This window comes from Ohtaekwangia kribbensis (assembly GCF_042676245.1).
GTDB lineage: Bacteria > Bacteroidota > Bacteroidia > Cytophagales > Cyclobacteriaceae > Ohtaekwangia > Ohtaekwangia kribbensis.
Map to the genome: position 1 here is coordinate 2,121,066 of NZ_JBHTKA010000001.1, position 25,595 is coordinate 2,146,660.

At 44.4% G+C, this 25,595-nt stretch carries 23 protein-coding genes; 1 reads left to right on the plus strand and 22 read right to left on the minus strand.

The window, feature by feature from the left end; all coding sequences use genetic code 11:
- Positions 1 to 58: 58 nt before the first annotated feature.
- Positions 59 to 1,621 (minus strand): glycerol-3-phosphate dehydrogenase/oxidase, encoded by a 1,563-nt coding sequence (locus tag ACFQ21_RS08580; RefSeq protein WP_377577664.1) that lies wholly within the window; start codon positions 1,619 to 1,621, stop codon positions 59 to 61.
- 22 nt (positions 1,622 to 1,643) lie between these two features.
- Entirely contained in the window at positions 1,644 to 3,140 is a 1,497-nt protein-coding gene (glpK, locus tag ACFQ21_RS08585) for a glycerol kinase GlpK (protein WP_377577666.1), read from the minus strand.
- Positions 3,141 to 3,459: 319 nt separating this feature from the next.
- Here glpK and ACFQ21_RS08590 point away from each other — a divergent pair, with 319 nt between their 5' ends.
- Positions 3,460 to 3,882: a hypothetical protein gene (locus ACFQ21_RS08590; RefSeq protein ID WP_377577668.1), complete on the plus strand. Its 423-nt coding sequence runs from the start codon at positions 3,460 to 3,462 to the stop codon at positions 3,880 to 3,882.
- A gap of 119 nt (positions 3,883 to 4,001) precedes the next feature.
- Here the strand turns inward: ACFQ21_RS08590 and ACFQ21_RS08595 are convergent, their stop codons facing one another.
- From ACFQ21_RS08595 to ACFQ21_RS08690, 20 genes are all read right to left on the minus strand, one after another.
- On the minus strand, positions 4,002 to 7,286 hold the full coding sequence (locus ACFQ21_RS08595; protein ID WP_377577671.1) for a DUF7948 domain-containing protein: 3,285 nt from the start codon (positions 7,284 to 7,286) through the stop codon (positions 4,002 to 4,004).
- 274 nt (positions 7,287 to 7,560) lie between these two features.
- Complete coding sequence (locus ACFQ21_RS08600) at positions 7,561 to 7,992, minus strand: CBS domain-containing protein (protein ID WP_377577674.1); 432 nt, start codon at positions 7,990 to 7,992, stop codon at positions 7,561 to 7,563.
- A 105-nt stretch (positions 7,993 to 8,097) separates the two neighbouring features.
- Positions 8,098 to 9,474, minus strand: coding sequence for an NADH-quinone oxidoreductase subunit N (locus tag ACFQ21_RS08605; protein ID WP_377577676.1), 1,377 nt, complete (start codon positions 9,472 to 9,474; stop codon positions 8,098 to 8,100).
- A gap of 3 nt (positions 9,475 to 9,477) precedes the next feature.
- Positions 9,478 to 10,950 (minus strand): complex I subunit 4 family protein, encoded by a 1,473-nt coding sequence (locus ACFQ21_RS08610; protein ID WP_377577679.1) that lies wholly within the window; start codon positions 10,948 to 10,950, stop codon positions 9,478 to 9,480.
- A gap of 58 nt (positions 10,951 to 11,008) precedes the next feature.
- The gene (gene nuoL, locus ACFQ21_RS08615; protein WP_377577681.1) at positions 11,009 to 12,922 is read right to left on the minus strand and encodes an NADH-quinone oxidoreductase subunit L; all 1,914 of its coding nucleotides are present in this window, start codon (positions 12,920 to 12,922) and stop codon (positions 11,009 to 11,011) included.
- Positions 12,916 to 13,227 carry an NADH-quinone oxidoreductase subunit NuoK gene (gene nuoK, locus ACFQ21_RS08620; protein ID WP_377577684.1) on the minus strand — a complete coding sequence of 104 codons (312 nt, stop codon included), beginning with the start codon at positions 13,225 to 13,227 and terminating at the stop codon, positions 12,916 to 12,918. The genes nuoL and nuoK overlap by 7 nt, the downstream gene beginning before the upstream one ends.
- Before the next feature lie 78 nt (positions 13,228 to 13,305).
- Positions 13,306 to 13,803: an NADH-quinone oxidoreductase subunit J family protein gene (locus ACFQ21_RS08625; RefSeq protein WP_377577687.1), complete on the minus strand. Its 498-nt coding sequence runs from the start codon at positions 13,801 to 13,803 to the stop codon at positions 13,306 to 13,308.
- A 12-nt stretch (positions 13,804 to 13,815) separates the two neighbouring features.
- On the minus strand, positions 13,816 to 14,379 hold the full coding sequence (locus ACFQ21_RS08630) for a NuoI/complex I 23 kDa subunit family protein (protein ID WP_377577690.1): 564 nt from the start codon (positions 14,377 to 14,379) through the stop codon (positions 13,816 to 13,818).
- A 47-nt stretch (positions 14,380 to 14,426) separates the two neighbouring features.
- Positions 14,427 to 15,467 (minus strand): NADH-quinone oxidoreductase subunit NuoH, encoded by a 1,041-nt coding sequence (gene nuoH / locus ACFQ21_RS08635; protein WP_377577693.1) that lies wholly within the window; start codon positions 15,465 to 15,467, stop codon positions 14,427 to 14,429.
- On the minus strand, positions 15,464 to 16,468 hold the full coding sequence (locus ACFQ21_RS08640; protein WP_377577696.1) for a 2Fe-2S iron-sulfur cluster-binding protein: 1,005 nt from the start codon (positions 16,466 to 16,468) through the stop codon (positions 15,464 to 15,466). The genes nuoH and ACFQ21_RS08640 overlap by 4 nt, the downstream gene beginning before the upstream one ends.
- A gap of 121 nt (positions 16,469 to 16,589) precedes the next feature.
- On the minus strand, positions 16,590 to 17,942 hold the full coding sequence (gene nuoF / locus ACFQ21_RS08645; protein ID WP_377577699.1) for an NADH-quinone oxidoreductase subunit NuoF: 1,353 nt from the start codon (positions 17,940 to 17,942) through the stop codon (positions 16,590 to 16,592).
- 2 nt (positions 17,943 to 17,944) lie between these two features.
- Complete coding sequence (gene nuoE, locus ACFQ21_RS08650) at positions 17,945 to 18,490, minus strand: NADH-quinone oxidoreductase subunit NuoE (RefSeq protein ID WP_377577702.1); 546 nt, start codon at positions 18,488 to 18,490, stop codon at positions 17,945 to 17,947.
- A gap of 23 nt (positions 18,491 to 18,513) precedes the next feature.
- A complete protein-coding gene (locus ACFQ21_RS08655; protein ID WP_377577704.1) occupies positions 18,514 to 19,731 on the minus strand; it encodes an NADH-quinone oxidoreductase subunit D in 1,218 nt (405 codons plus the stop codon).
- A gap of 4 nt (positions 19,732 to 19,735) precedes the next feature.
- Positions 19,736 to 20,236 carry an NADH-quinone oxidoreductase subunit C gene (locus tag ACFQ21_RS08660; protein WP_377577706.1) on the minus strand — a complete coding sequence of 167 codons (501 nt, stop codon included), beginning with the start codon at positions 20,234 to 20,236 and terminating at the stop codon, positions 19,736 to 19,738.
- Between the two features lie 81 nt (positions 20,237 to 20,317).
- Positions 20,318 to 20,878, minus strand: a complete 561-nt coding sequence (locus tag ACFQ21_RS08665; RefSeq protein ID WP_377577709.1) for an NADH-quinone oxidoreductase subunit B — start codon at positions 20,876 to 20,878, stop codon at positions 20,318 to 20,320.
- Between the two features lie 29 nt (positions 20,879 to 20,907).
- Complete coding sequence (locus ACFQ21_RS08670) at positions 20,908 to 21,279, minus strand: NADH-quinone oxidoreductase subunit A (protein WP_377577712.1); 372 nt, start codon at positions 21,277 to 21,279, stop codon at positions 20,908 to 20,910.
- A gap of 399 nt (positions 21,280 to 21,678) precedes the next feature.
- Positions 21,679 to 22,077: an ExbD/TolR family protein gene (locus tag ACFQ21_RS08675; protein WP_377577715.1), complete on the minus strand. Its 399-nt coding sequence runs from the start codon at positions 22,075 to 22,077 to the stop codon at positions 21,679 to 21,681.
- Positions 22,074 to 22,766 carry a MotA/TolQ/ExbB proton channel family protein gene (locus ACFQ21_RS08680; protein ID WP_377577718.1) on the minus strand — a complete coding sequence of 231 codons (693 nt, stop codon included), beginning with the start codon at positions 22,764 to 22,766 and terminating at the stop codon, positions 22,074 to 22,076. The genes ACFQ21_RS08675 and ACFQ21_RS08680 overlap by 4 nt, the downstream gene beginning before the upstream one ends.
- A gap of 141 nt (positions 22,767 to 22,907) precedes the next feature.
- A complete protein-coding gene (locus tag ACFQ21_RS08685) occupies positions 22,908 to 24,551 on the minus strand; it encodes a tetratricopeptide repeat protein (protein ID WP_377577721.1) in 1,644 nt (547 codons plus the stop codon).
- 103 nt (positions 24,552 to 24,654) lie between these two features.
- Positions 24,655 to 25,512 carry a PstS family phosphate ABC transporter substrate-binding protein gene (locus ACFQ21_RS08690; RefSeq protein WP_377577723.1) on the minus strand — a complete coding sequence of 286 codons (858 nt, stop codon included), beginning with the start codon at positions 25,510 to 25,512 and terminating at the stop codon, positions 24,655 to 24,657.
- Positions 25,513 to 25,595 lie beyond the last annotated feature (83 nt).

The following is a 25,595-nucleotide window of genomic DNA, read 5'->3' on the forward strand; positions in this document are numbered from 1 at the left end:
TTAAGGAGTTATCATGACTACACAACAAAGAAATGTGCCAGCGTATGCTGCATTGAATTTACAATAACCTGTATCCGTTTGCAAGCTGTGTATACTCAGCAATTTGTTTTTGCTGCCAGGCTTCATCTCGCCCCAACACGCGGGCCAGCAGCTGTGCTACAGTCGGAGCCATTTCTATACTGGCAGCTGCATCCAGAAAAAGTGCACGTGTTCTGCGCGCCAGTACATCTTCAACGGTGCGTGCCATTTCTGAACGCGCAGCCCACACCACTTCGGCTTTGATTATGTTTAAGGAGGAATGAATCTTCTCTGCTAAACTTTTATCTTCCTGTATAATTTCTTCTATATACTTTTTATCGCTGCCGTAGAAATATAGCGGGTCATCGGCATGGGTAAGTTCTATAGCACCGTGTATAGAAAGCTGTTTGGTAACTGAATTACGCTCCGGCAAATTGCCCACCATTACCGCGCGATCAATTACATCTTCACCCATCTTCCGATAGGTTGTCCACTTACCTCCTACCACCGTGATCAACCCGGAGAGCGATACCAGTATTTTATGACTGCGCGATATATCTTTTGTCTGTTTGTTATTGCTTGCTGTTAACGGACGCAACCCGGCAAATATACTCTTTACATCACTACGCGAAGGCTTGCGGGTGAGATAGAGACTCGCTGTGTTCAGAATAAAATCGATCTCCTCTTGCAGCGCGCGGGGTTCAAGACTTTCGTTTTCCACCAGCGTATCCGTTGTGCCTACTACTACTTTATCGTGCCAGGGCACAGCAAACAATACGCGACCATCCGATGTCTTGGGGATCATAATGGCAGCATCACCTTGCAAAAATTCACGGTCCAATACCACATGTACTCCCTGGCTCGGTACAATGGATCGGCCGGCCTGCGGATCATCCATCTTCAATATAGCATCTGAGAATACGCCTGTACAGTTTATCGTTGACCTGGCATATATAGTATAGGACTTGCCGGTTTCCTGATCGGTTATAACAGCACCGTTCACAGATTCTTTTTCATCCTTCAGCAGCGATGTTACTTTCATATAGTTGATCACAACACCACCTTCGTTGACGGCTGTCTGTGCAAGGTTGATGGCGAGACGCGAGTCATCAAACTGGCCATCGTAATAAATTACGCCACCGCGCAAGCCATCCTCTTTCAGGTTAGCAATGGCCCGCATCGTTTCTTCTTTCGATATATGTTCGGACGCTCCAAGACCTAACGAACCTGCCATCATATCATATACCTTCATGCCGATGGTATAGAACGGTCCGTTCCACCATTCATAATTCGGAATGATGAACTGTTGATTGCGTACCAAATGCGGAGCGTTCTGTCGCAGCAAACCGCGTTCGTGTAAGGCTTCGAGCACCAGCCCTATATCTCCCTGCTGTAAATAGCGAACACCCCCGTGAATCAGTTTTGTACTGCGACTCGAAGTTCCCTTTGCAAAATCATGTTGCTCTACCAGTAATGTTTTATACCCGCGCGATGCGGCTTCTACAGCCGCACCTAACCCTGTAGCACCACCTCCGATGATGAGTACATCCCAGGGTATATCTCCTTGCTGCTCGATGGCGCTGATCATGTCGGGTCTTTTCATCGCTATATATATTTCTGAGAAATTACTCTTCCTCGTTCGCCCAATTTTTAGCGCGCTCTACAGCACGCTTCCAGGTTCTGAATTGTTTCTGCTGTTTCTCTTTGTTAGCACCGGGCGTAAAACGTTTATCTTCTTTCCAATACTTCTGTATCTCTGCCAAATCACTCCAATAACCAACTGCGAGTCCTGCGAGGTATGCAGCACCGAGTGCTGTGGTCTCGGTAATTTTTGGTCGCACAACAATGCGGTCCATCACATCAGCCTGTAGTTGCATAAGCATGTTATTTACCGAAGCACCACCATCTACACGAAGCTCGCGGAAAGATATACCGGCTTCGTCCAGTATGCAATCCGTTATACTCTTTACATCAAACGTAATGGCATCGAGCGCTGCCCGGCTGATGTGTGCCTTGGTTGTGCCGCGTGTAAGCCCGATGATGAGACCGCGTGCATACGGGTCCCAATGCGGAGCGCCTAATCCTGAAAGTGCAGGTACCAGATATACTCCGCCTGAGTCTTCTACACGCTGCGCTATTTTTTCAACCTGTGCCGATGAAGTAAATAATTCCAGACCATCGCGCAGCCATTGAATGATAGCGCCTCCTATGAAGATCGATCCTTCCACGGCATACGTAACTTCGCTGTTTACCTTCCAGGCAATGGTGGTCAGTAAATCTTTTGTTACTACGGGCTTCGTTCCGATGTTCGCTACAATAAAACAACCGGTGCCATACGTGTTCTTGATCATGCCGGGTTCAAAGCACGCTTGTCCGAATAACGCAGCCTGCTGATCGCCTGCCATCCCTGCAATGGGTACTTTACTCGCAAATATAGTTGTACCCGTTTCGCCATATACTTCGCTGCACGAACGTACTTCGGGTAACATACTTTCGGGTATAGTAAATATTTTCAGCAATTCCTTATCCCACGAAAGTGTATGAATGTTATACAACATGGTGCGGCTGGCATTGGTAACATCGGTAACATGAACTTTACCATTTGTTAACTTCCACACGAGCCATGTATCAACCGTACCAAAAGCAAGTCTACCCTGCTCGGCTTTTGCGCGCGCACCCGTTACATTATCCAAGATCCATTTTATCTTGGAAGCAGAGAAGTATGCATCGATAAACAAACCTGTTTTTTGCTTGATGGTCTCAGACAGCCCCTGAGCTTTCAGTTCGTCACAATACGAAGATGTTCTGCGGTCTTGCCACACAATGGCGTTATATACCGGCTGACTTGTTTCGCGATCCCACACGATAGTTGTTTCACGCTGATTGGTTATACCAATGCCTGCGAGATATTTACCATTGATGCCGATCTTCGCGATGGCTTCCGCTGCAACACCGGCCTGCGATGCCCATATCTCATTGGGGTCATGTTCAACCCAACCGGGCTTGGGAAACAACTGTTGAAATTCTTTTTGGGCAACCGACTGAATGGTTCCTTGTTGATCGAAGACGATGGCACGCGAACTGGTGGTGCCCTGGTCTAGTGCGAGAATATATTTATCCATAGCATGGCGTATACTGGTATCCCCTAATTTAAATACATTTCTGAGTTTTGTATGAAGTTTTTTTATGACCCGAAAACCGCTCATTCCGAGGGCATGAGTTTCAGGTCGATGTTTTTGATCTCAACAATTCGCGCGTTGACCGCATTATTTTGCTTTCGTGAATTTCTACTATAAGTACAAAATATACATGTAAAAAGACAGCGTAGAATTACCGATTATAGTCTCCGTATTTAATTCATGGTGAACCCGAAAATGTACTGAGACTTCTTGTTACCGGTTAATCATACTTTTGAATCCTATTATAAACAAGTATATATCCATGACTGCAAGACTTTTTACAATTGATGGCGGGTCTCTTGACTTTGACGCTTCCGTTCCATGCATTATTGCTACCTATACGGGCTTTGTGTTATCGGAAGATTTTCGAAGCCAGTGCGAGGAGGGACTTATACAAATACGTAAGAAGGTAGCTGAGCATGGTAAGGTGGCCTGGATCACAAACCTGACAAACTCTGATATTTTCTGCGATGAAGATGTGAATTGGGTATTGGAGTACTGGAACGCAAATGCTTACGCAGGCGGCCTGGTATACTATGCTGTAGTTGTGCCTGAAAATATATTTACGACTATAAACCTGAATGAGTATATGGAGGCGCATCGGCAGTGTAAAAATCCGCTGGTGCTAAATTTGTTTCAGGATGTTGAATCGGCTTTGGGGTGGTTGAGGGAGGTTATGCAATAGCACCCAACCAGAAAAGTACGTTCTTGTTGACGGTCTTAAGAATCGAATGGTACAAAGATGTAACAGCGTTACGCAAAGCTAGATAGATCAGAAGTGCCGGGAATTATACCCGGCACTTTCTATTTAATAACATGTACCCAGCCTTTGCACGAAGCTTCGTTTTGTACGTCTATCTTGTAGTAATATACTCCGGTGCTGAGGCCCGTGGCTGACCATGTGTTGTGATAGTCTTCGTCATGAAAGACGAGTCGTCCCCAGAGATTATATATTTTCAGGTCTACCTGGTCGGGTGCCTGTATCTGTAGTACATCGTTGCGTTCATCGCTGTTGGCGGTAATTACGTTGGGCACTTTTATGGTAACGATGTTCATAGAAATATTTTCATTATACGTGCAATAGTCGTTTGTACTCTTAAACGTTACGGTATAGCTGCCATCGGCCGGGTAATTATGCGTAAAGTCCTTCCCGGTTGCGGTTGTTCCATCGCCCAAATTCCAGGTATAGGTATAGCTGTCTTTGGTAGTATAGCTAAATCGTACTACGGGACGGTTCCAGCAATCGTAATGCTTCTCGATGTTCAGTTTATAATCAGGACCGGGGATAACATTTACGGCCACTGTATCGGAAACCTCACAACCCACTTCGTCTTGTATGGTAACATAATATATAGTTGTATCAGTTGGAGTTACTTTGGGGTTGGGGAGTGACGAAGTAAATGTACTATCGTTTGTCCAGTGATACGACACACCTCCCGATGCGTAGAGTTGATAGCTGCTTCCCTTGCAGATGGAGCCGTCATCCGACACTTCTATCTCCGGATCAAATACAGAAACCGTAACCGTTGCTATATCCTGTCCTTCACACGTCTCGGCATTGTAGGCTGTTAATGTAACTTTATATACTCCCGGTGCTGTGTAAATATATACGATCGCGCTTGTATCCTGCCTGGTTATCTCCGTGCCATCGCCCATATTCCATACAAAGTACTTAGCGCCACTGCTGAAATTCTGAAAGACAATGGAAGAAGGATAACAAAGTGTATCGATGCCCGGATCATCCAATGCAACCGAGTTTGTTTGCAATACTGCACGAAGTGTAGCAAGATCAAACTTGAATATAGCATTATTACATGCGGATTGTGTGCGTGCCGCATTGGTAGCGTGGCCAGCCGGTGCGTTAACAGCGGGAAAATCAGAATATCCGCCACAACCTGCACACACGGCATGATATACTATACCGCGCTTGTCAAAGCGACTGGTTCCGCCATCTACGTGCGTAGCCGATTGCGTACCCCCGAGAAATGTTCCGTATAAAAATGCAGAAGCATCTTCATCGAGTACCATCAGGTAAAAATCATTACCGGAAGTTGTGGATTGATAAGCATCAGCAGAAACACGAAGCCCGGTGGTGCTTCCGCCTACAAAATTACGCGTCACCGTAACGACCTGGCCGAATTGATTACGATACCGTATCGTAGTTGTATTCAAAGCACCTCCCCACCCTGCTATATATATCTTGTTACAATCATTTACGAGGAAAGCTGTAGGCGAAATATTCGGACTATAACCCCCAGAACCAAACACCGTTGAAAATACAGACGACTGCAGATCGTGCGAAAGCTTGTGTATAAACTGGCCGCCTCCGGTTTGAGAAAATACGCCGGAAGAAACCGGGTATGTTCCCTGCGTTTGTCCGTATACATATATATTCTGATCGTTGTTGATATCTATAAAATATACCTGGTCGTAGGAAGATGTTCCGAGGTAAGTAGCGTTAATGATTTGCTGTCCGTCATTGGAGAGCTGCGCGATCCATCCGTCAATGTCTGAGCCTTTGGTTTTCTTATAACCATTAATACCTTCAAAGTTTGCGCTGGTGGTGCCTCCGGCAACAAATATAGTATTGTTCTTATCGAGCTTCAGCGAGTAGGCCGCATCGGTAGCGGAGCCTCCAAGACAACGGCTCCAGGTTATTTCCGAAAGATCAGCGGTCAGCTTTACCACGAGTGCATCGTGTGTTCCCCCGGCAAAATCAACAAGCGCATTGGGAACATTCGATGAGCGTGTGTTGGATGCTATATATACATTATCATCACTATCTGTAATAATATCTCCGCGAAACTGGTCTCCATAATTTTTACACAAGGCACTTTGCACCATGGTTTGCGTATCAAACGATCCTGAAACAAAATTCACACCGTCATTCTCCGAGCCACCTATATAAGTAGCACCGAGTAATTTAGTACCGTCACTGCTTAACTTGGCAACAAACAGATCAGAGCCATTGTTATACGGTACACCATCCATCGGTGTAAAACTTGTTCCGCCTCCAAAGCTGGAGCCATTCGTTACCGGAAAATTCAGCGAGCTTGTAGTACCCAGTATCAACAATTCACCGGCATGGTTTACCACCAGACTCTGCGGAGTTTCGGCAGCGCTTCCACCAAGGTATGTAGCATACAGCATCTTCGTTCCGGCTGAATCAAATTTCATGATACCTATATCCCATGTACCTCCGCGAAATGACACCTGGTAAGCCCCGGTCTTTACCGGGTATCCAGTGCCATATACTATACCGGCCATGTATGCATTACCGGCATCATCGTAAGTCGCCGTGTTGCCCCAGTTATCCGTAGTAGAGCCTGAGTATGCCGAGAATATAATCAGCGGATCGATGACCAGTGTTGCTGATGGATCATGACGATGTTCGAGATCGAATGTAATGTGATTGTTTTTCAAGTTGAACTTGCAAGGTATATCCGTGCGTCTGCCATTGTGTTCCTGGTATACATACGGTTTCATCTCGATGATCTCTCCCAGACTGGTCTTCATGTGAAGATTTTTTTCTTTTAGTTGAAGACTGTCCAATCCGCTATAGGCAAGTTCGATTTTATGGAAATGTCCACCGGGCTTCACAATAAGATCATACTTTACAGAAGAGCCGCTCGTATAGAGTTTCAGGTCTACACCGGTATACAAGTCACTGATGATAATCGTTTCATATGCGCGAACCTGCTGCTGCCATGCCGAAGGATCGCTCCCGTTAATATAGCTATACTGTGTTTGCAAGGCTCCCATTCCTTGTGCCCTGACAGTAGTATTGGCATGCAGGAATTTTACTTCGAATGCATGCGCCTGCAAAACATCAAGGTGATAAGCCGATACATCTTTACCAGCTATATTTTCCGACAAATGGTTATGCATGCTTTCCGGACTTTCCACGAAAGCATATAATAGACGGGCACGTTCTACATATAGTTTGCCACCGGGTATATCGGCAGCAAATAAAACCTGGTCGGGCCACTGTCCTTTATTCTCAATAAAACCTGTAACAGCCTGCGCCAGGTGTGGTATAAAAACCAGCGACAGTATCCATGACAATAGAACGTATATTTTCCGGTTCATGCGGTTTTCCATGACTTGCCTGTAAAACGCTATAGATAGGCAAAGCAACCGCGAAGGTGATCGTGAAATAGATGAACGGAATGTATGTGTAGATTAAAGACGGTACCCGTACGATACCCTGCTCCTGTCATTCAACAGCAAGTTGCTGTAAAACCAAAAATCTGAACGGGGTATATAGTACACCAAAAGTTAACACAAAAGGGATCTATACTTTCATCTCCGGGAGGAGACAAAAGAGCTCTGAACGTTGCCTGACAAATGGGATGAGAATCCCTTATTGTCCGGCTATATATTGTTCAAGATGTTCTATGATCGATTTCTGCTCGTTTATCACCATGCGCACAACATCACTGATGGAAATTACTCCTACCAGTTCGCCATTTTCTTCTACGGGAAGGTGACGGAATTTTTTATCGCTCATCATTCTCATGCACTGTTCAATGGAAGTATCCGGTGTAACCGTAAATACTTTGGTGGTCATGAGGTCTCTGATCTGTGTATCCTTAGACGATCTTCCTTTCAGGATGAGTTTGCGGGCATAATCGCGTTCGGTGAAGATGCCAACCATTTTACCATTTTCAATAATGACGAGACCGCCAATATTTTTTTCGCACATTACTTCGATGGCGTGGTAAACGGTAACATCTGGTGCAACATGATAGACCGCATTTCCTTTAAAATCGAGGATATCCTTTACTTTTCCCATAGTATAAGTTTTAGCAATCGATTGAAGATAAGTTTTTCAGGTATAAAAAGCAAATAGCCCATCCTTGCGGACAGGCTATTGCTATATGGAAATATCTTGAAATTACTATGCGCGGAACAGCGTCATGATGACATCCGGGAATAAGCCGAGTGCAAAGGTGAGTGCGATGAGTACGAACAACAGCATTTTTTGTGAAGCTGTTAACGTAATAGAAGGCGCTGACGACTCATTGAAATACATCGCTATAATGATGCGGAAGTAATAGTATACACCAATGAGGGAAGTGATGACAGCTACAATTACCAGACTGGTATAGCCATGGTTGATAGCCTGCGCAAACACCATATACTTTCCGAAGAACCCTGCCAGCGGAGGTATGCCTGCCAGCGACAGCAACGCTATTGTAATGGTTACAGCAAGCCATGAATTCTTTTTAAAGAGACCATTGAAGTAGTCAACTGTTATCTCTTCGGAGTTACCTTCCACCAGGTGAAGCACGCTGAATGCTGCCAGTGATGAAACAGAATAGGTTGTGAGGTAATAGAATATAGTGCCGGTCTCGGTCGGACTGCTTACGAATGCCAGCAATATATAGCCTACATGTCCAACGCTGGAGTATGCGAGCATACGTTTCACGTTGTTCTGGTATACCGCGGTGATATTTGGTATCACCAGGGTAAGAATCATAATTACCTGCAGCACGAGGCTCCATGTTGATTCAACAGCTACGAAGCATGAAGAGAATATACGAATGAAAGCACCTATAGCAGCTACTTTCACTACCGTTGACATGAATGCTGTTACGGTAGTAGGTGAACCGCTATATACATCGGGCGCCCAGAAGTGGAAAGGCACGGCTGATATTTTGAAAGCAAGGCCAATCAGCATCAGCAATACACCTGCATAAAAGAATGTAGGTAAACCAGCAGGATTAGCGGCTATAGTTTGTGCGATGGTATGAATATGGAATGAACCGGTAGCACCGTAGATCAACGCTATACCAAACAACAGGAAGCCCGTTGCAAAAGAACCCATGAGGAAATACTTGAACGCAGCTTCGGTAGATGATAAACTATCTTTCCGGCTTCCGGCCAACACATAGAGCGACATAGAAAGTATCTCAATACCCAGGAACAGCATGGCCATGTTGTTGAATGAAGCCATGATCACTGAACCTACTACAGCAAATATCACAAGTGAAGTACGGTCTGTACGATGCGTTTGTGTTGCAAAGTAATCGACCGACAACCAGAACCACAGTATCGTTGAAATTGAAATGAGTGCTGTAAATGCAAGAGCCTGGTTATCGAACACCAGCATATCGCTGAAGTAACGCTGGGTTGTATTCCAATCTAAAGCTGCCAGTATAACTGCCGCTGTCAGGCCAACAAGCACGAAAGCCGTGAGCCATCTTTTCAGATTACCAAATTCTGCAAGAAGCGAAACGATACCTAAGCCGGTGATAACAAATAATGCGTTCATATATTAGTTAGCGGAAGCAGTAACTGCTGAAATTGATTGTAAAAGTGTATTGACAGCGGATTCTGATATCTCCAGCAATGGAGCAGGATATATACCAATGATAATGATCAGCAATACCACTGGGTATAGCACAAGCTTTTCTTGTCCGGTCAGGTCTATAAAGGAAGCAGTTCTGCTGTTCGCTTCGCCTGACATCGACTTCTGGAATGTTCTGAGCATATATACTGCACCAAGTATAATCGTTACACCTGCTATAGCTCCAAGAGCCGGTTTATACTGGAAGAGCGAGTTGATCAGCAAAAACTCCCCGACAAACCCGCTGGTGAATGGAAGCGCAACACTGCCCAGCATGGTAATAACAAATACAGTTGTAAGAATTGGCGCTGCATTGCGTATACCACCTAATTCAGATAATGCTCTGGTCTTGGTGCGATCGAAGATGATCTCAATAATATAGAACAATGCAAATACGATAATACCGTGACTCAGCATCTGGATCATAGCACCTTGCACGCCTACAGCATCCAGTGTAAATATACCGGCTGATATCAGGCCTACGTGTGCTATAGATGAATATGCGATCAGGCGTTTGAAATCTTTCTGAACGATGGCGATGCAGGAAGCGTAAATGATACCGATCACAGAAATGATCACGGCTGTTAGCCCCCACTCAGCAACACCACCGGGCACCACCGGTATCAACCAGCGGATCACACCATATATACCCATCTTCAGCATGATACCGGAGAGTAGCATCGTGCCCTGTACCGGTGAAACGGTATAGGTATCAGGCTGCCAGGTATGAAAAGGAAACACAGGCATTTTTATCGCGAAGGCCACGAACAATGCCCAGAATATAAGTGATTGCTCTGTTGATGAAAGTGAACGGCCTGCATCATATAGAGCCTGTATATCAAAAGTATGTGTACCGGGTGTCTGGAAATACAGGTATACCAAACCTATCAGCATAAATAAACTTCCTGCCAGTGTATAGACAAAGAACTTGAATGTAATTCTTCCGCGATCTTCACCGCCCCAGATGAGACAGATGAAGTATATAGGGATCAGTGCTACTTCCCAAAAGAGGTAGAAGAGTAAACCATCGCGCGCTACAAATACACCTATCAGTGCCATTTGCATGGTCAGGATCAATCCGTAAAAAGTAGAAGGCTTATCGTATGTTTTGCTGAACGATGAAAGGATGATCAGCGGCACCAGTACCGTTGTCAATAACACGAGCAATAAGCTGATACCATCTATCGCTGCCGAAAAATTTAATCCCAGTGATGTGATCCAGGGTATATTTACTTCAAACTGCGGTCCTCCTGTTTTATTAAATTCTACTACAACTACCAGTGAAATAACCAGTTCAAGCAATGCTGCTGTCAGTGCTATGGATTTTGCACTCTGTGGTTTGAATACAAAGAGCAACAGCGCTGCCACCAGTGGAAAGAATATGAGAAGTAGCGTAAGCATTTTATATCGTTATTCGTTGTTCGTTATCTGTTAATCGTTATTTGTTATCCGCTAATGATCAGCGAATGACAGCATATGCGAGGATCAGTACAATGCCTATCACCATCATGAAGATATAGTATCCTATACCTCCGTTCTGCAAAAGACGTGTTACACGGCTTCCGGCTACAACACTTTCCCCCAGGCCATTCACAAGTTTATCGATACCCAGTCTTTCGATGATCGAATCAAAAATACCGGAGAACCAGTACAGCGGTTTTACTACGATAGCATGGTATAGTTCGTCTACATAGTACTTGTTGGCAAGCAGGCGTTGCACAACACCGGTTGGCTGACCTTCTGCTGCAGGCACTTGTTCCTTGCTGATGTATAGCACATACGCGATGATGATCATAACAATCGTAAAGGCCACCACAGTACCCATGAGTATATATTCAGTCGAATGGCTGAGGTGATGTACCCGTATAAGGTCATGCGATGCTGCAAACACCGGGTGCAGGTAATGCGATAACCAGTGTGAACCACCCAAAGCTTCCGGCACACCCATAAATCCTCCTACAACACTAAGTATAGCCAATACTGTCAATGGAATGGTTATACTTTTCGGAGACTCATGAATATGCTCCATAGCATGTTTACTCGCTCTCTCTTTTCCGAAGAAGGTGAGGAAAAATAAACGGAACATATAGAATGCTGTAAGCAACGAAGCGATCACGGCTACAGCCCATACAATTTTATTATGTGCAAATGCACTCGCGAGTATTTCGTCTTTTGAGAAGAAACCGGCAAACGGAGGTATACCTGATATCGCCAATACACCGGCAAAGAATGTGAAGAACGTTACCGGCAGATACTTCTTCAGTCCACCCATATTACGAATGTCCTGTTCACCACTTAATGCGTGGATCACACTACCAGCACCGAGGAATAACAGCGCTTTGAAGAAAGCGTGCGTGGCCATGTGAAATATACCGCTGGTGAAAGCACCAAGTCCCAATGCGAGGAACATTAATCCCAACTGACTTACGGTTGAGTAAGCAAGTACTTTCTTGATGTCGTTTTGTGCAACTGCTATTGTTGCTGCAAAAAGTGCAGTGGCCAATCCAACAATCACGATCAAGTTCAGGGTATCAGGTGATAAAGCGTAAAGCAAATTATTACGGCACACCATATATATACCGGCTGTAACCATAGTTGCAGCGTGTATCAAAGCTGATACCGGTGTAGGACCCGCCATTGCATCCGGTAACCATGTATATAATGGTATCTGTGCACTCTTACCCATAGCGCCCACAAACAACAGCATGGTAATGAGTGTTAATGTCGTTGTATCAAGGGATGTAGCTTTTGCAAATACTTCCGTATACTGAATACTTCCGAAGTGAACGAAGATTAAAATTACACCTAACAACATTCCCAAGTCACCGATTCGGTTCATGATGAATGCCTTGTTGGCAGCGTTGTTATACTCCTGGTTCTTGAACCAGAAGCCGATGAGTAAATATGAACAGAGTCCTACGCCCTCCCATCCTACAAACATCACGAGGTAGTTCGCGCCCATTACCAGCAACAGCATGAAGAACACGAACAAATTCAGGTATGAGAAGAAGCGGTTGAAGCCTTCATCATGATGCATATACCCGATCGAGTATACATGAATGAGGAAGCCGACACCCGTGATGATCAATAGAAATAATGATGAAAGCGGATCAACCAGAAAGCTAAGCGAAGCCGAGAAATCTCCGGCAGCGATCCAGTTAAAGAGTGTTAGAGATATAGAACGATCACTTTCCGGTCTGCCAAGTAGCGTAGAGAAAAGTGCGATGGAAACTATGAACGATAATAGTACTGAACCGCAGGCTATAAATGCAGTAACTCCGTGTGTGAGTTTTCGTGTATTCAGTGCAACAAGCAAAAAGCCCAGTAACGGGAACAAAGGTACCAGGCTTACCAATAGATCTGTACTTACCATTTTAAGCGATTCAAAATATTAATATCAACCGATTTTGTGTTACGGTACATCATTACCAATATAGCAAGACCTACCGCGACTTCTGCCGCAGCCACTGCCATGATAAAGAATACAAATACTTGTCCGGAGGCATCGTTGAGATATGTTGAGAATGCTACGAGTAAAAGATTCACAGCATTCAACATCAATTCAATGCACATAAAAATGATAATAGCATTTCTGCGGTATAGCACACCCAGCACTCCTATCGTGAAGAGTGCAGCGGCCAGCCACAGGTAATAATCAAGTGGTACGGTTTTAACCATTGTTCGTTAATCGTTATCAGTTATTCGTTACCAGTTAATCGTTATTGTTATTCACGGATAACGATTAACAAATAACGTTTATCGGCTCTCCGGTTTACCCAGCATTACAGCCCCCACCATAGCAGCGAGCAGTAACACGGATGTTATTTCAAAGGGAAGTAAAAATTCAGTGAACATTACTTTCCCTAATGTTTTTACAAGTCCTATATCGGCAGCAGCCGGTTGTTGCTGCAGCATATTTTCAGTACCCTTCAATGAACCAATCAGTACCAACATAATAAGTCCGGCACAGATGGTGGCAGCAAACTTCAGAACGTTACTCTTATGCGGTTCAGATTCTTTGTTCAGGTTGAGCAACATGATTACATAGAGGAACAATACCATGATGGCACCTGCGTATACAATGATGTGTACAATCGCAAGGAACTGCGCGTTCATCAATGTATAGTGCCCGGCGATACAGAAAAAAGTAATGATCAGGTATAGTACACTATATACCGGGTTCTTGGATAATACTACCATGATGGCCGACATAATGGCCAGAAATGAAAGGAAGTAGAATGCGTTGAGCGTCACTGCTGAATTCTGTTATTTATTATGACTTAATCTTTTCTGTTGTTTGAAGGCCAACACGGCCGGTGTTTGGCGCTTGCTTATATCAACGCGTTCGTTCACCGGCTCTACAAGCTTATCCTTACCGTATATAAATCCGTTTCTTTCGTAGTCAGTTGAGACAATGCGATCCGTCAGGAATATAGCTTCCTTCGGACAAGCCTCTTCGCACAATCCACAGAAGATGCAACGCAGCATGTTGATCTCGTACGTTGCTGCATACTTTTCTTCGCGGTATAAATTCTCTTCGCCTTTCTTACGCTCGGCAGCAACCATGGTAATGGCTTCCGCAGGACACGACACTGCGCACAACCCGCAGGCTGTACAACGCTCAGCTCCTTTGTCGTCACGCTTCAACACGTGCTGGCCACGCCATACCTCGCTGATCTCGCGTTGCTTCTCCGGATATTTTACCGTTGCCTTTCTTCTGAATAAGTGCTTGATCGTAATAGCAACTCCACTCAGAATTGCCGGGAGATATATCTTCTCTGCGAAGGTCATCTCTTTCTTTACTACAAGCTTTGATCTATTTGTTAACATCGTTAGTCGTTATTCGTTGTCAGTTATCCGTATTGATCGAATCAACTTTACTTCAACAATATCATTACAAGTCCGGTAAGGAATATATTAAAGACCGCAAGCGGTATCAATATCTTCCATCCCAGGTTCATCAGCTGATCGTAGCGGAAGCGCGGGATTGTCCAGCGGATCCACATGAAGAAGAAGATGAAGAAGGAAATCTTTCCAAACAATACTACCGTTCCGATGATAGAGATTGTGTTATGATCCAATCCCAGGTCGTTCATGAACGGGAAGTTATACCCGCCAAAATATAGCGTTGAGATTACTGCTGAAGAAACAAACATATTGATGTATTCAGCAAAGAGGTAGAAGCCGAGCTTCATACTGCTATATTCTGTGTGATAACCACCTACAAGTTCGGTCTCACATTCCGGCAAATCGAATGGCGTACGGTTACACTCTGCAAATGCACATACAATAAAGATCAGGAATCCGAGTGGCTGATATACTACATTCCACATATTCCAGTCGCCACCTACACCACCAGCCTGTTGCGCACTGATCTCACCGAGACTCAATGTACCCGTCATGATGATAAGCGCGATGATGGATAATCCCATCGCGATCTCATAGCTGATCATCTGTGCTGACGCACGAATTGCTCCAAGCAATGAGAATTTGTTATTAGAAGCCCATCCTCCGATCATGATACCATAGACACCGATCGATACAACTCCGAATACATATAGTATACCTACGTTGAGGTCAGCGATCTGCAGAGAATATACCTGGTCACCAATGATCAATGTATTTCCCCAGGGAATCAGTACACCTGCCATCATCGCGGTTAGCATGGCGAGGCACGGCCCTAATACAAAAAGAAATTTGTTGGATACTACCGGGATGATCTCTTCTTTGTAGATGAACTTCATTCCATCAGCAAGTGGCTGAAATATACCGAAAGGTCCCGCTCTGTCCGGACCAACACGATCCTGCAGGAAGGCAGCAACTTTACGTTCTGCATAAGTCGAGTAAGCTGCTACAAAGAGTGTTATACCAAACACCGAGCCTACCAGTATAAGTTTATAGATCAGGAATTCGCTCATGCTGGTGACTGGTTAGTTTCCGGTAATTGTTTTCCCTTCTGGAACTGAATCTGACGTTCGATATCAAGCTTCAGTTTCTGCATGTCGATCTTCTCATAGTGATTCTGAGAAATCACCGAATGTTTATCGATATGACGCGGACCTTCAATTGTCCAGTCGTTCATGTTCTTGTGATCGTAACGGCATTCGTTGCAGATATACTCTTTCACTTCACCGTACTGATCTTTGCGTGCTGATACGCGCAGTACATCATCACCTTTTGTCCAGAGTACAACTTTACCACAGCACTTGTCGCAGTTACGGTGTGCATCGAGTGGCTTCGTGAACCATACCCTGCTCTTGAAGCGGAATGTCTTATCGGTCAATGCTCCTACCGGACAAACATCAATCATATTTCCGGAGAATTCATTATCAACTGCTTTCTCGATATAGGTGCTGATCTCGGATGCATCACCGCGATTGATCACACCGTGAACACGTTCGTTGGTAAGTTGATCGGCTACAAATGTACAGCGGTAGCAAAGAATGCAGCGCGTCATGTGTAGTTTGATCTTATCTCCTATATCGATCTTCTCGAATGTTCTGCGATCTTCTTCATAGCGTGTTTTAGCAGCGCCATGTTCGTATGCTAAGTTTTGCAGATCGCACTCACCGGCCTGATCACATATAGGGCAGTCCAGCGGGTGGTTGATCAACAGGAACTCAACAACACCTTTACGTGCTTCGAGTACTTCCTGTGAAGTAATGTTCTGCACGACCATACCATCCATTACCGGAGTGCGGCATGATGCTACGAGCTTCGGCATAGGACGTGGATCTTTGGCAGATCCCTGCGTTACTTTTACTAAACACACGCGGCATTTACCACCGGTATCTTTCAAAGAAGAATAGTAGCACATTGCCGGAGGCACAACCTCACCGCCTATCTGGCGGGCTGCATTCAGAATGGTTGTTCCATCTGCAACTTCTACTTCAATACCATCTATTGTTACTTTAGCCATTGATCGGATTGTCCGTTAATAGTTAATCGTTTTGCGAATAGCTGCGAGCTGCTGGCTGCGAGCTACTAGTTGTGTGTGCGTGGGATGAAGGGTGTGTTTATACTTCGACATTTACTTTTCATTAAACTCCTGCAAGTACTTTCTCGGAGCGGAACGGTTCGAGCTCGAAGTGCTTCGGGTTCTTCACCTTCTCCGGGTACTTCACGTGGTATTCAAATTCTTCGCGGAAATGGCGGATTGCGCTGGCTACCGGCCATGCGGCTGCATCTCCTAAGGGACAAATTGTATTTCCTTCGATTTTCTTTGCTACGTCTACGAGTAAGTCTATATCTTCCATGTGACCGTGGCCATGTTCAATGCGATGAAGAACTTTCTCCATCCAGCCAGTACCTTCACGGCAAGGGCTGCACTGTCCGCAGGATTCGTGGTGATAGAAGCGTGTAAAGGTCCAGAGGTTACGAACGATACATGCTGTCTCATCCATTACTATAAAACCACCGGAACCGAGCATTGTTCCTGTCGCAAAACCTCCATCGGATAATGACTCGTAGGACATCAGTCGTGGTTCACCTTTGGCTGTTTTGAGTATAAGTTCTGCAGGAAGAATCGGTACGGAAGAACCTCCGGCTACAACAGCCTTGAGCTTTCTGCCTTTCCATATACCTCCACAGTATTGATCAGAGTATATAAACTCTTCAACCGGAAGTCCTAATTCAATTTCGTATACACCGGGTTTGTTGATGTGTCCGCTGGCAGAGATCAGTTTTGTACCGGTACTTTTTCCGACACCGATCTTTGCATACTCATCTCCACTTTCATTTACGATCGAACAAACAGCCGATATAGTCTCTACGTTGTTTACAACGGTAGGGCTGGCGTACAAACCTGCAACGGCCGGGAACGGAGGCTTGAGACGTGGATTACCACGTTTACCTTCCAGTGATTCCAACAATGCCGTTTCTTCACCGCAGATATAGGCACCGCCACCGGGTTGTACATATAGCTCCAGTGAATAATCTGTACCTAATATATTTTTACCAAGGAAGCCATTCGCACGTGCTTCCTCTATAGCTTTCTCAAGAATGCGGATGATATACATATACTCACCACGCACGTAGATATAGGATGTTTTTGCACCCAGTGCGTAACTTGATGTAATCATTCCTTCAATAAGAACATGCGGAATCTTCTCCATCAGGTAGCGATCCTTGAATGTTCCCGGCTCGCTTTCGTCAGCGTTACACACGAGGTAACGTGGCTTGTCTGATTTACGATCGAGGAAGCTCCACTTCATACCGGCAGGAAAACCTGCACCACCTCTTCCGCGAAGACCCGACTTTTTAACTTCCTCGGTAACTTCATCGGGAGTCATCGTCTTCAACGCTTTCTCTACCGATTTATAGCCACCGTGTTTTCTATATACATCAAATGTATTGATGCCCGGTACATTTATATGTTCTAAAAGTCTTGCCATGATTAGATCTCCTGCATGTTAGATTTCATATATGTACTGCGCTGATTGGAAGATCTCAATTTTTCAATCAAGGTATCCACCTTCTCAGTCGTAAGGTTTTCGTAGTAATCAGAACCACACTGTAACATCGGGGCAGTTCCGCAGGAACCTAAACACTCAACAGTCTTCAGGGTAAACATGCCGTCTGCTGTGGTCTCTCCTACTTTTATATTCAGTTTTTTCTCGAAGTGTTCAACAATATCATCAGCACCTCTTAACCAGCACGGACCTGTCTGACAAACTTCGATGAGACATTTACCTACCGGTTCGAGATTGAACATGGTATAGAATGATGCAACTTCATACACTTCAATCGGCTTGATGGAAAGTATAGATGCAACATAGTCCATCACCGGTGTGCTCAGCCAGCCATCAAACTCTGCCTGCGCTATATGTAGTATAGGCAACAGGGCTGACTTCTGTCTTCCTTCCGGATAACGTTTTATGATGCGCTGCACGAGATCCATTGTCTCGGCTGAAAATTGTATCGGTTTTATCTGTTCACTCATCTTTCTATCCGTTATGCTTGAGCTTATGCATCAAGTTCTCCTGCTATTACGTTCATGCTACTCATGGTAATTACTGCATCCGACAGCATGGATCCTTTGATCATCTCCGGATATGCCTGGTAGTATATAAAGCAAGGTCTTCTGAATTGCAATCTGAATGGAGTTCGGCCGCCATCGCTGATCAGGTAGAAACCTAACTCACCATTACCGCCTTCTACACAGTGGTATACTTCGCCTTTCGGAATTTCTGTTTCACCCATCACAATCTTGAAGTGATAGATGAGCGCTTCCATGTCGTTATATACTTCTTCTTTTGGAGGAAGACAGAACTCAGGAACACGCGCGCTATATATACCGGCAGGTTCTTTCTTTACTTTTTCGATCGCCTGCTTAACGATGCTCAGACTTTGCCACATTTCTTCCTGGCGCACCATGAAGCGGTCGTATGTATCGCCATTGGTACCTACCGGGATAATGAAATCAAACTCTTCGTAGGAGGAGTATGGATTCATGACGCGCACATCGTAGTCAACCCCGGCAGCTCTCAAGTTGGGACCCGAGAAGCTATAGTTGAGCGCACGTTCTGCAGATATAGGGCCGCAGTTAATCGTACGATCCATGAAGATACGGTTGCGCTCCAGCAGGTTTGAGAATTCTTTGAATGCTATCGGGAAGTCAATCAGAAATTTATCAATCTTATCCCAGGCTTTCTGGGGTACGTCACGCTCGAGTCCGCCAATGCGACCTATGTTCGTTGTTAAGCGGGCACCACAAATCTCTTCGAAGATTTCGTAGATACGCTCACGCATCTGGAACAGGTATAGGAAGCCGGTTGTTGCTCCGGTATCCTGACCGATGATCGTATTACAAATGATATGATCTGATATACGCGACAACTCCATGATGATAACACGGAGGTATTGTACACGCTTCGGTATTTCTATATTCAACAGTTTTTCAACTGTCATGTGCCACCCCATGTTGTTGATGGGCGATGAACAGTAGTTCATACGATCCGTCAACGGTGTGATCTGGTAGAAAGGTCTGCGTTCAGCGAGCTTTTCAAACGCACGGTGTATATAGCCAATGGTGGGTTCTGCTTCTACGATGATCTCACCATCCATCTTTAATACATTCTGAAATATACCATGCGTGGCCGGGTGCGTAGGACCGAGGTTCAGGTATGAGTATTGTTTCTCTCCTGCTTTTTCCTGTTCGATGACCGATTGATTCACATTCATAAAATTATCGTCCAAACATAGTATCGTTCTTGTCTTCGCGTCTCTGGTCTTCCAGCGGATATTCTTTACGCAGCGGGAAGATGATCATATCCTCCACATTCAGAATACGCTTCAGATTCGGATGTCCTACGAAGTTTACTCCGTAGAAATCGTATGTCTCGCGCTCCAGCCAGTTCGCTCCCGAAAATATAGGTGTAATGGTAGGCGTTACCGGGTTCTCTGCCGAAAGAAATATCTTAAGGCGTACGCGTGTGTTGGTTGCCAGATTATGAAGCTGGTACATAACAGCGATCTGGTTCAACTCGGGATAATGTATACCACACAATGTTGTGAGGTATTGCAATTTTGTATCGGGGTGGTTGTACAGGTATTGAATGATCTCTACAATTTTCTCTTTCTTCAAAGAGATCGTGAGAAAATTGTAAGGTGTGTCCATATGAAGTATCTGGTCTTCATACTTTTCTTTGAGCGCACTAATGACGTTGTCCTGCGTAGAACCTTCCATTGGTTCGGTTTCGGTTTTGTTTATGTATTGGTAATTATTATCCGTTACACCTTGGATGATCAAGGTGTAGCGAAGTAACAATTACTCCATTCCGTATTTATTCAGCATGGCCTTGTATTCATCAGAATCTCTTCTGCGAAGCGACTCTGTTTCTACGAGGTGCTGTATTTTCAAAATACCATCTATGATTTGTTCCGGGCGCGGAGGGCATCCGGGTACATATACATCTACGGGGATGATGCGGTCGATACCCTGAAGAACACTGTAGGTATCAAATATACCACCGCTGCAGGCACAGGCTCCTACGGAGATTACCCAGCGTGGCTCAGCCATTTGTTCATATACCTGGCGAAGTATCGGTCCCATTTTCTTGGCGATCGTTCCCATTACCATCAGCAAATCAGCCTGACGCGGTGAGAAACTGAGACGCTCCGAACCGAAGCGGGCCAGATCATAATGCGAGGCCATGGTCGCCATGAACTCGATGCCACAGCATGAAGTAGCAAAAGGTAGCGGCCATATTGAATTTTTTCGGGCAAGCCCTACTACCTTGTCCAAACTGGTAGCAAAGAAACCTGCGCCTTCGTAGCCTTCCGGCTTCGTACCGATTGTTACACCCTGTTGTATGCTTGTTGATTCCATAGCTTTCACTTTTTAAATCACAACTTCCACTAATCTTCCCACTTAAGAGCCCCTTTTTTGATCAGGTAGAAAAAGCCTACCAGTAGCAATGCTATGAAGGTGATCATCTGAATAAACCCAGGTTCTCCTAGCTCTTTAAAGTTAACAGCCCAGGGATACATAAAGATCACTTCGACATCAAATAAAACAAACAGAATAGCCACCAGAAAGTACTTAATGTTGAACGGTACCCGGGCGTTGCCTTTTGATTCGATACCACACTCAAACGTATCGAGCTTCACTTTGCTTTTACGCTTCGGTCCCAATGCGTGTGTAGCGATCATGGTTACGACAATGAACCCCATCGCGAAAAGAAACATTAAAGCAATCGGAAGGTATTGTGCTAAATCTGAATTCTCCATAGCAAATTAGAATGGGGTAAATTTCGTTTTTTATCCTTCAAACTCCACAAAAGGCGAACAATTATTTACCGGTTTTTCACCACGATCTTTCATGAAATATTACACTCTGCATATTCAGAAAGTTCAAACACCAACAAGCCAAAGAATAAAGATTGATGTGAAGTGCTCCGAGCAAAAATTGTCGTTGCAGAATGATGATTTCAGGAAATAAAATTCCGGAGATTGTGTGCTATAGACACAATTAGCATGTTATATAGATTGATTATAAATAACCATCTATAGCATCCATAAAAATTAGAATGAGATTAGAGTAAATATGACTGCACCCTTAGCCGTCACGTTGTAACTAAATATAGAATGAGACAAGTAGTCTAAATGAGACAATAGAGGAAGCGAGATCTACTTTGGCTTCTCTGTGGCCAACACCATTCGGATTTTATTCTTGGCTCCGATCTCAACAACGCTTACGAGATCCTGAACGGTAGCACCGTAAGGGATGTGTACTACTACAGTCGGATCAGTCATACCAGCACATTGCTTGATGAGTGTAGACTCCAACTGATCGAAAGCCACTTGCTGTTTGTTAACATAGTAACGCTTGTCTTCTGTAACGACCAGGGCAACCGGTGACCGATTAACACTTTGGTTGGCGCCTGACTTCGGGAGCGGCACTTTGATAACAGCCGGGTTGGTAACGGTTGATATGATCAGGAAGAACAACAGCAGAAAGAACATGATGTCATTGAGCGATGAGGTCGCTACTTCATGGGCAAACTGTTTCCGGTGTCTGATCTTCATGACTCAGGAGTAAGGATTGAACGCATGAAATCGAAAACATCTTTCTGCATCTTCAATGTAAACACGTTTACACGCTGCTGAAGAATGTGATAAGCACAGTAAGAAATTACGCCCACGAAAAGACCGGCCCCACTGGTGATCATCTTTTCATAAAGACCACCTGCTATAATACCGATGGTAATGTTATCCGTCTGCGATATATCGTAGAAGATACGGATAATCCCTCCGATTGTACCAATGAAACCGAGCATAGGCGCCACACCGGCAATGATACCGAGGTAGCCCATGTTACGTTCCATTTCTGCTACCTCAATGTTGGCAGCAGACTCCATCATACTCTCCAATTCTTTCATCGGCTTGCCAATATGCTCCAGTCCTACCTGTAATATTTTACCGGTAGCAGAACCATCTTGTGCTGCATACATGCGTGCACTTTTAATATCAGCGTTCTTAAGGTATTGCTTGATGGATGACACAAGTTCCTTTTTCTCTTTGGTAACAGCGTTAAGGTATAAATAACGCTCGAAGAAGAAGTAGCAGGCTACAAATCCTAAGAAGGCAATCGGGATCATGATCCAGCCACCTTTCATTACCATGTCGAGGAGTGATAATGACTCTGTCGATGTTGTTACAGCAGTAGTGTCTGCAGATGTTGTGATCTGCAAAAGAATAGTGAGGATACCAAGCATTGGAGAGATTGGGATTTATATTTAATAGCAATAGTAGCAAAATACTTGCTACTATCGCTATTTATATTGTTTAATGACCGAAGTACTGTAAAAAATTCTCTTTGGGTAAGAACGCGTACTTCTTGTTATTTATTGCAGTGACTAGTTCGCCGTCTTAGCTTTCTGCTTCGCAGCAGCAGCTTGCTTTAAAGCTTCGAGATATGCTTTAGCTTTCTCGTTAGCAGGATCAAGCTCTTTCAGCTTCTCAAAAGTCTTCTTCGCGGCAGCAAAATCACCTTTCGTATCGTAGTAATATCCCATATAAGAATATGCATCGATCAGATCAGGCTTAGATTTACTCTTATCAGGATTTGCTTCAGCAATTTCAATTACTTTTTCGAAGTAAGGCTTTGCTAAACCTTGTTTCAACTCAGGATCCAGGTTAGCTAAGGAACGTGCTCTCCATGCATACGGAATTGTAATGTTTGGTTGCAGTACAGCAAGCTCAGCAAATGTTGTATCAGCTTCTATGAACTGCTTGTTGAAGTAATAAGAACGACCTAATGCGAACAAATCCTGTGAAGAAAGTTTGTTGCTTTTAGCGGTGCGCAATTGTTTGAACGCCTCGATAGCATCAGGATATTTCTTCTGCTTGTAATAAGCATCTGCGATAGTTTGAGCAATCTCAGGATTCATCTCCAGCTCAAGACTCTTCTTAAAATTTACGAGCGCAAGGGAATCTTTAGCTTGCTTCTGCAGCAATCTAGCCAAGTAAACATAGTCGCTAGCCTGGATTTCAGTTGGTGCAGCCTTTGCAAAGTACTGGCCGAACACCTGCTCAGCTTTAGCAAGTTCAACTGCTTCAGTCAATGAGTAAGCATAGTATTTATATACTGTTGCAGATACATCTGCACGCTTCGTTAAACCTTCGAATACAGTGTTTGCCTTCTTATAGTCTTTCGCCATGAACAGGAAGAACGCATAACGAAGTTGAGCAGGCTCAGGTCTCTCTGTTAATGAAAGATATTTTTCGTAAGCCTTCACAGCTTCAGGAGCTTTCTTCTGCGCATAGTATAATTCACCAAGTTCTTTGTAAGCCAGTGCATAATTAGGGTCAGCTACAATAGCCTTATTGAAGTGTTCCTCTGCTGAGCTCAGGTTTTTAGAACGCTGATATACAACACCAATTTTATACTGGGGTGTTCCGCTCTTCGGATCAAGTGTAGCTGCTGTTTCGAAGGCACTTACGGCTTCACCACCTTTTACCTGTTTTGTATAAGCATCACCTAATAAGATGAAAGTTTCATAGTCAGACTTTTCGATCGACTTAGCTTTCTGTAATAAAGTCAAAGCATCCGCAGTGAACTTATCGTTTTGCAGATAAGCCTGGGCTACAGCTTTTAATACAGGAGCATTTTTTGATTTTGTTTGAGCCAGTGCCTGATCCAACAATGTCTTTGCTTCAGCAACATTGTTTTCAATCATGCGCAGATATCCTTTACCTGCCAGGTTCAACGCTTCTTTTGGATTTACTTCTAAACCTTTCTGAAATGATATCTCGGCTTTTTCTTTTTCACCGTTGGCGATCTGCGCCATACCGAGATAGTATAGTAATGTTGCATCTGCCGGATTTGCTTTTACAGCTTCGCTCAGCGTAGCAACTGCTTTGTTAGTCTGCTCAATTTCCATTTGCTGACGTGCTTGCTTAACAGCCGGCAGCTCCTGCGCAACAGCAAGTGTAGCAGCAGCGATGAAGAATAAGAGCATTATCCCTCCGCTCCATGCTCGTTTGATTAATTCTTTCATGAGTTTATTTTAAGTTTAGATGTTACGTAAACAAACACGATGCCATACCTCATTGCTCTGTTGTATGCGACATTGGACAATGAAAATACGGACAATCTGAATGCTAAAATAGTGGTTGGCGATTAATTTCTACAATCCTAACCGGCATGGTTACAGGAACAAGTCCAGCCTTCAGAATTATGCGCTGGCCTTTTTCTCCTGCTACAAAGGCTATAAAGCCACTTCCCAGCCCAGTGCGAGTCTCCCTGCTGATTATAGTTATATCGCGCACCAAAGGATAATTTTTTTGAGCAATATACGCCTGGTAAGGCTTGAAAAATTCGACACCATCGTTTGAAAGCTCGGCAATCCGTATGGTGTTCTTGAAAACATTGGTGGTGGAATCGTCATCGTCACTGATCCAACTGACACCAATCAAACCTATGGCGTTTTCTTTTTTGGTGACATAATCCACAACTGCGGGATTATTGTTGACCGCAAAACAGTTGGCCGGCAGTGAATCGATGGCCAATGAATCTTTTAAATATCGTAATATGCCTGAAGTAGGCTGATCAAATACAATTTCAATCGGGGTTGCTTTACCTTTCGGATCAAGCTGATTCCACTTCGTGATTTTACCCGCCAGAATATCTTTTAACTGTGCTATCGTAAAAGTTGTATCCTGGTTAGAACGGTTCAGTATAAGTGCAATCCCCTCTTTCGCCACTGTTACCTGGCGGGGTTTATTAATGGCTTGCGCCTTGAATGTTTCTATCTCTTCCTTTTCAAGCTTGCGTGTAACAACCGAGAGGCGAACACTGTCAAGCAAAAGCTGCGTCATGGCATCAGCCTCGGAAGTATAGATCACTTTAATATTGGCTCGTTTGTAGAGCCCCATAAATGTATCAACCTCTGTATCGAACAAAGGTTTCAACGACTCATCTACTGCAATAGTGATGGAGCCTGACGTAGACGTATCCAAAGGTTTTCCCTTTTTATCACGCTGCGTACAGGCTCCAGCTATTACTATGAATAATGCTATTATGAAACTATGAAAAACAATCT